The organism is Streptococcus oralis (assembly GCF_003943395.1).
Classification (GTDB): Bacteria; Bacillota; Bacilli; order Lactobacillales; family Streptococcaceae; genus Streptococcus; species Streptococcus oralis_BF.
In genome coordinates this window covers 174,137-185,922 of the sequence record NZ_RJPJ01000002.1, presented here as the reverse complement: position 1 = coordinate 185,922, position 11,786 = coordinate 174,137, and the positions used below count along the sequence as shown (strand labels likewise).

General features: G+C 43.3%; 7 protein-coding genes. All 7 read left to right on the top strand.

Features of this window, described 5'->3' with window-relative positions; all coding sequences use genetic code 11:
• Positions 1-9: 9 nt before the first annotated feature.
• Complete coding sequence (gene recG / locus D8802_RS02285) at positions 10-2,025, top strand: ATP-dependent DNA helicase RecG (protein WP_125394637.1); 2,016 nt, start codon at positions 10-12, stop codon at positions 2,023-2,025.
• Positions 2,026-2,342: 317 nt separating this feature from the next.
• Positions 2,343-3,326, top strand: a complete 984-nt coding sequence (locus D8802_RS02275; protein WP_125394636.1) for an acetylxylan esterase — start codon at positions 2,343-2,345, stop codon at positions 3,324-3,326.
• 327 nt (positions 3,327-3,653) lie between these two features.
• Positions 3,654-7,298, top strand: a complete 3,645-nt coding sequence (locus D8802_RS02270) for an SIALI-17 repeat-containing surface protein (RefSeq protein WP_125394635.1) — start codon at positions 3,654-3,656, stop codon at positions 7,296-7,298.
• Positions 7,299-7,544: 246 nt separating this feature from the next.
• The gene (locus D8802_RS02265) at positions 7,545-8,243 is read left to right on the top strand and encodes an N-acetylmannosamine-6-phosphate 2-epimerase (RefSeq protein ID WP_001135645.1); all 699 of its coding nucleotides are present in this window, start codon (positions 7,545-7,547) and stop codon (positions 8,241-8,243) included.
• A 114-nt stretch (positions 8,244-8,357) separates the two neighbouring features.
• Positions 8,358-9,683, top strand: a complete 1,326-nt coding sequence (locus D8802_RS02260; protein ID WP_125394634.1) for an ABC transporter substrate-binding protein — start codon at positions 8,358-8,360, stop codon at positions 9,681-9,683.
• Positions 9,684-9,902: 219 nt separating this feature from the next.
• Complete coding sequence (locus D8802_RS02255) at positions 9,903-10,769, top strand: carbohydrate ABC transporter permease (RefSeq protein WP_001209417.1); 867 nt, start codon at positions 9,903-9,905, stop codon at positions 10,767-10,769.
• A gap of 15 nt (positions 10,770-10,784) precedes the next feature.
• Positions 10,785-11,624 carry a carbohydrate ABC transporter permease gene (locus tag D8802_RS02250; protein ID WP_001183243.1) on the top strand — a complete coding sequence of 280 codons (840 nt, stop codon included), beginning with the start codon at positions 10,785-10,787 and terminating at the stop codon, positions 11,622-11,624.
• The last annotated feature ends 162 nt before the right edge of the window (positions 11,625-11,786 follow it).

The window sequence follows — 11,786 nt, the reverse complement described above, 5'->3', positions numbered from 1 at the left end:
GAGTGGAGCATGAATCTACATCAACCCTTGCATGTCTTACCTGGTGTGGGGCCAAAGTCAGCAGAGAAATACGCTAAACTAGGAATTGAAAACTTGCAAGACCTCTTGCTCTACTTTCCTTTCCGTTATGAAGACTTTAAGACCAAGCAGGTGCTAGAGCTGGAAGATGGCGAAAAGGCGGTTCTTTCTGGTCAAGTCGTGACTCCTGCCAGTGTCCAGTATTATGGTTTCAAGCGCAATCGCCTGCGTTTTAGCCTTAAGCAGGGAGAAGTCGTTTTTGCGGTGAATTTCTTTAACCAACCCTATCTGGCTGATAAGATAGAGTTGGGTGCAACTCTTGCTGTCTTTGGGAAATGGGACCGTGCCAAGGCCAGTCTGACAGGGATGAAGGTTCTAGCTCAGGTGGAAGATGACCTACAACCTGTCTATCGTCTGGCTCAAGGAATCAGTCAGGCCAGTCTGGTCAAGGTCATCAAGACGGCCTTTGATCAGGGGTTGGACCTCTTGATAGAGGAAAATCTTCCCCAGTCTTTGCTGGATAAATACAAACTCATGTCCCGTTGCCAGGCTGTCCGTGCTATGCATTTTCCTAAGGATTTGGCAGAATACAAGCAGGCTCTTCGCCGTATCAAGTTTGAGGAACTCTTTTATTTTCAAATGCAGTTGCAGTCGCTCAAGTCTGAAAATAGAGTTCAGGGAAGTGGTCTGGTTCTGAACTGGTCTCAGGAAAAAGTGATAGCCGTTAAAGAAAGCCTGCCTTTCGCCCTGACTCAAGCTCAAGAAAAGAGTCTGCAGGAGATTTTGACAGACATGAAGTCCGACCACCACATGAATCGTCTTCTGCAAGGAGATGTGGGGAGCGGAAAAACTGTGGTTGCTGGCTTGGCTATGTTTGCGGCGGTGACGGCTGGCTACCAGGCTGCTCTCATGGTACCGACAGAAATCCTTGCGGAGCAACACTTTGAGAGTTTGAAGGGTCTTTTTCCGGACTTGAAACTGGCTCTCTTGACAGGTTCCTTGAAAGCTGCAGAAAAAAGAGAAGTCTTGGAGACTATTGCCAAGGGTGAGGCTGACTTTATTATCGGGACACACGCTCTGATACAGGATGGGGTAGATTATGCTCGTCTTGGCTTGATTATTATCGATGAGCAGCACCGTTTTGGTGTGGGGCAAAGGCGTATTCTGCGAGAAAAAGGAGATAATCCTGACGTTCTCATGATGACAGCGACACCCATTCCACGAACCTTGGCTATCACAGCCTTTGGCGATATGGATGTTTCCATTATCGACCAGATGCCAGCGGGGCGGAAGCCCATTGTGACTCGCTGGATTAAGCATGAGCAGCTGCCTCAGGTCTTGACTTGGTTAGAGGGGGAAATCCAAAAAGGTTCGCAAGCCTACGTCATCTCTCCCTTGATTGAAGAATCTGAAGCTCTGGATTTGAAAAATGCCATTGCCTTATCAGAAGAGTTGACAGCTCATTTTGCCGGCAAGGCAGAGGTGGCTCTTTTACATGGTAAAATGAAGAGTGATGAAAAAGACCAGATTATGCAGGAGTTCAAAGAGCGAAAAACGGATATTCTAGTATCGACGACTGTTATCGAGGTTGGGGTCAATGTTCCAAATGCGACCGTCATGATTATCATGGATGCCGACCGGTTCGGTCTCAGTCAGCTTCACCAGCTCAGAGGTCGTGTTGGTCGGGGGAACAAGCAGTCCTATGCTGTTCTCGTTGCCAATCCCAAGACGGATTCTGGGAAAGACCGCATGCGCATCATGACAGAAACGACCAATGGATTTGTCCTTGCGGAGGAAGATTTGAAAATGCGGGGTTCAGGTGAGATTTTTGGAACCAGACAGTCAGGACTTCCAGAGTTCCAAGTGGCTGATATTATCGAAGATTTTCCGATTTTAGAAGAAGCAAGGAAGGTTGCCAGCTACATTAGTTCGATAGAAGGTTGGAAAGAGGATCCAGAATGGCGCATGATTGCCCTTCATTTGGAGAAGAGAGAACATTTGGATTAAGCCTTTTCTAAGAAAACTATAAGCTAGCTTTTAGGTTTGGGTCTTATACTAGAGTCATCAAAATGAAACGAGGACTCTCATATGACTATTAAAGTAACCTACCAAAAGAAATTTCAGACTGTCAAACAAGAGAAAGGAGCTAGCACTTATTGATTAACAAAGAGCGGAAACGCTCTTTTTCTTTTTAAAACTACTTTCAGGTGCTCTGTTTGAAGTTAGAGAATCTAAAATCACTTTCTATTTAGCATTCTTTCTTGCATTGCTTTCCTAGATATGCTACAGTTGTGATAACGATTACAAAACCAAAGGAGCATGCTATGAAAAATCCAGCTTTGTTAGAAGAAATCAAGACCTATCTAGGACGGGATGAGGTTCCAGAAGATTTTGATGCTTTCTGGGATGAAGAGGTCAAAAAAGTTTCATCTCTTCCAGCCTACCAGTTGGAGGAAAGAGATTTCCATATTCCCCAAGTCAAGTGTTATGAACTCACTTTTGAAGGAACCAATGAAGGCAGGGTCTATGCACGGGTCGTCCTTCCAAAGAGTGAGGGTAAAGTTCCCCTAATCTTCCACTTTCATGGTTATATGGGACGTGGTTGGGACTGGACCGACATGCTGGCCTATACTGTGGCTGGTTACGGTGTTGTTTCCATGGACGTTCGTGGCCAGTCGGGCTATTCACAAGACGGCTTACGCTCTCCACTAGGAAATACGGTGAAGGGGCATATCATCCGTGGTGCTGTGGAAGGTCGGGAACATCTCTTTTATAAGGCTGTTTATCTGGATATTTACCAGTTGATTGAAATTATTGCTAGTCTGCCTCAGGTGGATGAGAAGCGACTTTCAAGTTATGGTGCCTCACAAGGAGGAGCTTTAGCTCTGGTTGCAGCAGCGCTTAATCCTCGGATTCAGAAAACAGTTGCCATCTATCCTTTCTTGTCAGACTTTAGACGAGTGCTTGAGATTGGCAATACCAGTGAAGCCTATGATGAACTTTTCCGATATTTCAAGTTTCACGATCCCTTCCATGAAACAGAGGAGGAAGTCATGGCGACTCTTGCCTATATCGATGTGAAAAATCTTGCCCATCGTATTAAAGGTGAGGTCAAGATGATTACGGGCTTGGATGACGATGTTTGCTATCCCATTACCCAGTTTGCAATTTACAACCGTCTGACCTGCGACAAGACCTATCGCATCATGCCAGAGTATGCTCACGAAGCCATGAATGTTTTTGTCAATGACCAAGTCTACAACTGGCTCTGTGGCAGTGAGATTCCTTTCTCCTATGTAAAAAAATAAGTTTAAGAGAGCCTTGAGCTCCCTTTTTGTTTTCCAAAATCGAAAAGTACTTTCAGGAAACTTGAAACATTAAAATAGTTTTAAAAGTAGAATCTATTCTATATCATTAAGCTATAAAGTTTAGAGTTTATTGTATAATAAGGGAAAGACATTGTGCGAAAGGAGGAAACTTTCCGCTGTTTGGTCAGAGAGTAAGAGCAGTGGACGTTTGAAGAATGGGAGGTCTCATTCAGTCGGTTACTTTCTTTTTACTTGTTTAGTTGGAGGAACTAAAAATTTTAAGAAAAAAAGAAAGCGCTTTATTTTATGGAAAATGAAAGGACAAACATGAATTACAAATCTTTAGATCGGAAACAGCGATATGGAATTCGAAAATTTGCAGTTGGGGCGGCATCTGTAGTGATTGGTACAGTGGTATTTGGAGCAAATCCAGTCTTAGCTCAAGAGCAAGCCAATGCAGCAGGGGCCAATACAGAAACTGTCGAACCTGGTCAAGGTTTATCAGAATTGCCAAAAGAAGCGTCCTCGGGAGATCTTGCTCATTTGGATAAGGATTTGGCTGGTAAATTGGCAGCAGCTCAAGACAACGGCGTTGAGGTGGACCAAGATCATTTGAAAAAAAATGAGAGTGCAGAGTCAGAAACCCCATCCTCTACGGAAACCCCTGCAGAAGAAGCAAATAAGGAAGAGGAATCAGAGGATCAGGGGGCTATTCCTCGTGACTATTACTCAAGAGATTTAAAAAATGCTAATCCTGTCCTTGAAAAAGAAGATGTTGAAACCAATGCAGCAAATGGTCAGAGAGTTGATTTATCAAGTGAACTAGATAAACTAAAGAAACTTCAAAATGCTACAGTTCACATGGAGTTTAAACCAGATGCATCAGCTCCACGCTTTTACAATCTCTTCTCTGTATCCAGTGACACCAAGGAAAATGAGTACTTTACTATGTCGGTCCTTGATAATACAGCTCTTATTGAAGGGCGTGGCGCTAATGGAGAGCAGTTCTATGATAAGTATACAGATGCTCCTTTGAAAGTTCGCCCTGGACAATGGAATTCCGTGACCTTTACTGTCGAACAACCGACAGCGGAGTTACCTCATGGTCGAGTTCGTCTCTATGTGAACGGTGTCTTATCTCGAACAAGTCTCAAATCTGGTAACTTTATCAAAGATATGCCAGATGTTAATCAAGCTCAACTTGGAGCAACCAAACGGGGCAAGAAAACAGCTTGGGCATCAAACCTACAAGTTCGAAACCTAACTGTTTACGATCGTGCTTTAAGCCCAGATGAAGTTCAAACACGAAATCAATTATTTGAAAGAGGTGAATTGGAACAGAAACTTCCTGAGGGAGCAAAAGTTACTGAGAAAGAAGACGTCTTTGAAGGTGGTAGGAACAATCAACCAAATAAAGATGGTATCAAGAGTTATCGTATCCCAGCTCTTCTCAAGACTGATAAAGGAACGCTGATTGCTGGAACGGATGAAAGACGTTTGCACCATTCTGACTGGGGAGATATTGGGATGGTTGTTCGTCGTAGCTCAGATAATGGAAAAACATGGGGAGACCGAATCGTAATCTCAAATCCTCGTGACAATGAGCACGCTAAACATGCAGATTGGCCATCTCCAGTCAATATTGATATGGCCTTGGTACAAGACCCTGAAACAAAGAGAATTTTTGCAATTTATGACATGTTCCTTGAGAGTAAGGCAGTATTTTCATTGCCGGGGCAAGCTCCGAAAGCTTATGAACAAGTGGGAGATAAAGTTTATCAAGTTTTATATAAGCAAGGAGAATCAGGTCGCTATACGATTCGAGAAAACGGAGAGGTTTTCGACCCTCAAAATAGAAAGACAGATTATCGCGTCGTCGTTGACCCTAAAAAACCAGTCTACAGTGATAAGGGGGATTTGTATAAAGGGAATGAGCTAATCGGAAATATTTATTTTGAGTATAGCGAGAAGAATATTTTTAGAGTTTCCAATACCAACTACCTATGGATGTCCTACAGTGATGACGATGGGAAGACTTGGTCTGCACCAAAAGATATTACACATGGGATTCGGAAAGATTGGATGCACTTCCTAGGAACTGGACCTGGTACTGGGATTGCCTTGCGTACAGGACCTCATAAGGGAAGACTGGTGATTCCAGTTTATACAACAAACAACGTTTCCTACCTAAGTGGTTCTCAATCATCTCGTGTAATTTATTCAGATGATCATGGTGAAACATGGCAAGCAGGTGAAGCAGTTAATGATAACCGTCCGGTAGGCAACCAAACCATTCACTCTTCAACCATGAATAATCCAGGCGCCCAAAATACGGAGTCGACTGTTGTTCAGTTGAATAATGGGGATCTCAAGCTCTTTATGCGTGGGTTGACTGGCGATCTTCAGGTTGCGACCAGTCATGATGGGGGAGCAACGTGGGATAAGGAAATCAAACGATATCCTCAAGTAAAAGACGTTTATGTTCAAATGTCCGCTATTCACACCATGCATGAAGGAAAGGAATACATTCTACTCAGCAATGCTGGTGGTCCTGGACGCAACAATGGTTTGGTTCACCTGGCTCGTGTTGAGGAGAATGGTGACTTGACATGGCTGAAACACAATCCTATACAAAGTGGTAAGTTTGCTTACAACTCACTCCAAGAACTCGGAAATGGCGAATATGGTTTGCTTTATGAGCATGCGGATGGCAATCAAAACGATTATACTTTATCCTATAAGAAATTCAACTGGGATTTCTTGACCAAGGATTGGATTTCTCCTAAAGAAGCAAAAGTGAAATATGCGATTGAAAAATGGCCAGGCATCCTTGCTATGGAGTTTGATTCGGAAGTATTGGTCAACAAGGCACCAACCCTTCAATTGGCAAACGGTAAAACAGCACGCTTCATGACCCAGTATGACACAAAAACCCTCCTATTTACGGTGGATTCAGAGGATATGGGTCAAAAAGTTACAGGTCTGGCAGAAGGTGCTATTGAAAGTATGCATAATTTACCAGTCTCTGTAGCGGGGACTAAGCTTTCGAATGGAATGAACGGAAGTGAAGCTGCTGTTCATGAAGTGCCAGAATATACAGGTCCATTAGGGACAGCAGGCGAAGAGCCAGCTCCGACAGTAGAGAAGCCAGAATATACAGGCCCACTAGGGACAGCAGGCGAAGAGTCAGCTCCAACAGTAGATAAGCCAGAGTACACAGGCCCACTAGGGACAGTGGGCGAAGAGCCAGCTCCAACAGTAGAGAAACCAGAGTATACAGGCCCACTAGGGACAGCGGGCGAAGAGCCAGCTCCGACAGTAGAGAAGCCAGAGTATACAGGCCCACTAGGGACAGCAGGCGAAGAGCCAGCCCCGACAGTAGAGAAGCCAGAATATACAGGCCCACTAGGGACAGCGGGCGAAGAGTCAGCTCCAACAGTAGAGAAACCAGAGTACACAGGCCCACTAGGGACAGCGGGCGAAGAGCCAGCTCCAACAGTAGAGAAGCCAGAGTACACAGGCCCACTAGGGACAGCAGGCGAAGAAGTAGCTCCGACAGTAGAGAAGCCAGAGTACACAGGCCCACTAGGGACAGCGGGCGAAGAGCCAGCTCCGACAGTAGAGAAGCCAGAATATACAGGCCCACTAGGGACAGCAGGCGAAGAAGTAGCTCCAACAGTAGAAAAGCCAGAATTTGCAGGGGGAGTTAATGGCACGGATCCAGCAGTTCATGAAGTCCCTGAGTACAAAGGTGGCGTGAATGCAGCCACTGCAGCTGTACATGAAATTGCAGAATATAAGGGAGCAAATTCGCTTGTAACTCTTGCTGCAGAAGATTATACTTACAAAGCTCCTCTTGCTCAGCAGACACTTCCTGATACAGGGAACAAGGAGAGTGGCTTCCTAGCTTCACTAGGATTAACAGCTTTCTTCCTTGGCTTGTTTGCAATGGGGAAAAAGAGAGAAAAGTAAGAGAATAATTCTAATCATTTGACTTTGTAAAAATAGAAGGAGATAGCAGGTTTTTCAGTCTGTTATCTTTTTCTTTCGGCTCAAGGTGTGCTAATAAGAAATTCTAAGATGTCTGAAACTACTTTCAGGATAGTCTGTTCTATAAAATAGTTTTGAAACTGAAATCTATTCCACTACAAACTATTGAAAGCGCTTAACAAATGATATATAATAAGCCCATAGGAACAAAGAAAAGGAGGAAAATGGATGCCACAGATCAGCAAAGAAGCCTTGATTGAACAAATCAAAGATGGAATCATTGTTTCTTGTCAGGCACTTCCTCATGAACCGCTTTATACAGAAGCGGGAGGGGTTATCCCCTTGCTAGTCAAAGCGGCTGAGCAAGGTGGAGCAGTCGGTATCCGAGCAAACAGTGTTCGCGATATCAAGGAGATCAAGGAGGTTACGAAACTCCCGATTATCGGGATCATCAAACGTGACTATCCTCCACAGGAGCCATTCATTACAGCTACTATGAAAGAAGTTGATGAATTGGCTGAACTCGACATTGAGGTCATTGCTCTGGATTGTACCAAACGTGAACGTTATGATGGTTTGGAAATTCAGGACTTTATCCGACAAGTCAAAGAAAAATATCCTCATCAACTCTTAATGGCTGATACCAGTACTTTTGAAGAAGGAATAGCAGCAGTCGAAGCAGGGATTGATTTTGTTGGAACAACCCTATCAGGTTATACTTCTTATAGTCCGAAAGTAGATGGTCCAGACTTTGAACTAATCAAAAAACTTTGTGAAGCAGGAGTGGATGTCATCGCTGAAGGGAAAATTCATACACCAGAACAAGCCAAACAAATCCTTGAATATGGGGTGCGAGGCATCGTTGTTGGTGGAGCTATTACTAGACCAAAAGAGATTACGGAACGCTTTGTTGCTGGTCTTAAATAACATAATCTCAAAACAGAGGAGAGTGGTCGATGCGTCGGATAAAATGAAAACGTATACAAATAGAAGCTTACTCACTATCCAATATGGACACGCTTATAAATTAGGAGAATACAAATGAAATTTAGAAAACTAGCTTGTACAGTACTTGCAGGTGCTGCGATTCTTGGCCTTGCGGCTTGTGGTAATTCAGGTGCCAAAAAAGATGACGCTAAATCTGGTGATGGTGCTAAAACAGAAATCACTTGGTGGGCATTCCCGGTCTTCACACAAGAAAAAACTGGTGACGGTGTTGGAACTTATGAAAAATCAATCATCGAAGCTTTTGAAAAAGCAAATCCAGATGTAAAAGTGAAATTGGAAACCATCGACTTCAAGTCAGGTCCTGAAAAGATCACAACAGCCATCGAAGCAGGAACAGCGCCAGACGTACTCTTTGACGCACCAGGGCGTATCATCCAATACGGTAAAAATGGTAAATTGGCTGAGTTGAACGACCTCTTCACAGACGAATTCGTCAAAGATGTGAACAACGAAAACATCGTACAAGCAAGTAAGGCTGGAGACAAAGCTTACATGTATCCAATCAGTTCAGCTCCATTCTACATGGCTATGAACAAGAAAATGTTGGAAGATGCTGGAGTTGCAAACCTTGTAAAAGAAGGTTGGACAACTGATGACTTTGAAAAAGTTTTGAAAGCGCTTAAAGATAAAGGCTACACTCCAGGTTCATTGTTCAGTTCTGGTCAAGGGGGAGACCAAGGGACACGTGCCTTCATTGCAAACCTTTATGGCGGTTCTGTAACAGACAAAGACGTAACCAAATATACAACAGACGATCCTAAATTCGTCAAAGGTCTTGAAAAAGCTGCTAGCTGGATTAAAGACGGTTTGTTGAACAACGGTTCACAATTTGACGGTGGAGCAGATATCCAAAACTTTGCCAACGGTCAAACTTCATACACAATCCTTTGGGCACCAGCTCAAAACGGTATCCAAGCGAAACTCTTGGAAGCAAGTAAGGTAGATGTGGTAGAAGTACCATTCCCATCAGACTCAGGTAAACCATCTCTTGAATACCTTGTAAACGGATTTGCAGTATTCAACAACAAAGACGACAAGAAAGTCGCAGCTGCTAAGAAATTCGTTCAATTCATCGCAGATGACAAAGAATGGGGTCCTAAAGACGTAGTTCGTACAGGTGCCTTCCCAGTTCGTACTTCATTTGGTAAACTTTATGAAGACAAACGTATGGAAACAATCAGTGGCTGGACTAAATACTACTCACCATACTACAACACTATCGATGGATTTGCTGAAATGAGAACACTTTGGTTCCCAATGTTGCAATCTGTATCAAATGGTGACGAAAAACCAGCAGATGCTTTGAAAGCCTTCACTGAAAAAGCTAACGAAACAATCAAAAAAGCTACAAAACAATAAGCACTAAGTCAGATTGATTCCCCCCTTTTCCCTGTGCACTACGGTGTAAGAAAAGGGGGACTTTTGTTTGAAATGGTAGGAACTGTCACGAAATTAAAATGAAGTTCTTACATAAGCGAATCTTAAAAAATTTCATTTTGATTTTAAAACAGTTCAAGAAAATCAAAAAATATTCTATTCGAAAGAGAGGTGCCGACTGTGAAAGTCAATAAAATTCGTATGCGGGAAACAGTGATTTCCTACGCTTTCCTAGCACCAGTATTGTTCTTCTTTGTTATCTTTGTCTTGGCTCCTATGATTATGGGATTCATTACAAGTTTCTTTAACTACTCCATGACCAGCTTTGAGTTTGTTGGTTTGGACAACTACATTCGCATGTTTAAAGACCCTGTCTTTACCAAGTCTTTGATTAATACCGTTATTCTGGTTATTGGATCAGTACCGATTGTTGTACTCTTCTCGCTCTTTGTAGCATCTCAAACCTATCATCAAAATGCGATTGCTCGCTCTTTCTATCGTTTCGTCTTTTTCCTTCCTGTAGTTACAGGTAGTGTTGCCGTAACGGTTGTATGGAAATGGATTTACGATCCCCTATCAGGGATTCTAAACTTTGTCCTTAAGTCAAGCCACATCATCAGCCAAAACATTTCTTGGCTGGGTGACAAAAACTGGGCTTTGCTAGCGATTATGATCATCCTTTTGACAACATCTGTTGGTCAACCGATTATCCTTTATATCGCTGCTATGGGGAATATTGACAACTCACTTGTTGAAGCAGCGCGTGTTGACGGTGCGACTGAATTTCAAGTCTTCTGGAAGATCAAATGGCCAAGCCTTCTTCCAACAACTCTTTACATCGCGATCATCACAACCATCAACTCATTCCAATGTTTCGCCTTGATTCAGCTCTTGACTTCTGGTGGTCCAAACTATTCAACAAGTACACTGATGTACTACCTTTACGAAAAAGCCTTCCAATTGACAGAATACGGCTATGCAAATACCATCGGTGTCTTCTTGGCAGTGATGATTGCCATTGTCAGCTTTGCTCAATTCAAGATCCTCGGAAACGATGTAGAATACTAAGGAAAGGAGACAGTTATGCAACCTACACAAAAGAAACCCTTAACAGCTTTCACTGTTATTTCAACGATTATCTTGCTCTTGTTGACCGTACTGTTCATCTTTCCATTCTACTGGATCTTGACAGGGGCCTTCAAATCACAGCCTGATACCATTATGATTCCACCACAGTGGTTCCCTAAAATGCCAACCATGGAGAACTTCCAACAACTCATGGTGCAAAACCCTGCTATGCAGTGGATGTGGAACTCTGTATTTATCTCACTGGTAACCATGTTCCTAGTGTGTGCTACCTCTTCTCTAGCAGGTTATGTCTTGGCTAAAAAACGTTTCTATGGTCAACGCATCCTCTTTGCAGTTTTTATCGCTGCCATGGCACTTCCAAAACAAGTTGTCCTTGTACCATTGGTACGTATCGTCAACTTCATGGGAATTCACGATACTCTCTGGGCAGTTATCTTGCCTTTGATCGGATGGCCATTTGGGGTATTCCTTATGAAACAATTTAGTGAAAATATCCCGACAGAATTGCTTGAATCAGCTAAAATCGACGGATGTGGTGAGATTCGTACCTTCTGGAGCGTAGCCTTCCCTATCGTGAAACCAGGATTTGCAGCCCTTGCGATCTTTACCTTCATCAATACTTGGAACGACTACTTCATGCAGTTGGTTATGTTGACTTCACGTCAAAACTTGACCATCTCACTCGGGGTTGCGACCATGCAGGCCGAAATGGCAACCAACTATGGTTTGATCATGGCGGGTGCAGCTCTTGCAGCCGTGCCAATCGTAACCGTCTTCCTTGTCTTCCAAAAATCCTTCACTCAAGGTATCACTATGGGAGCGGTCAAAGGTTAAGACCTTACGAAAATCGAATTTAAACTACGTCAGCATCACCTTGCCATACTTAAGTATTGCCTGGGGTTAGCTTCCTAGTTTGTTCTTCGATTTTCATTGAGTATAAGAGAATACAGAGTTATAAGTGTCTACAAAATGGAGAGTATGCAGTTACTTCGTGAA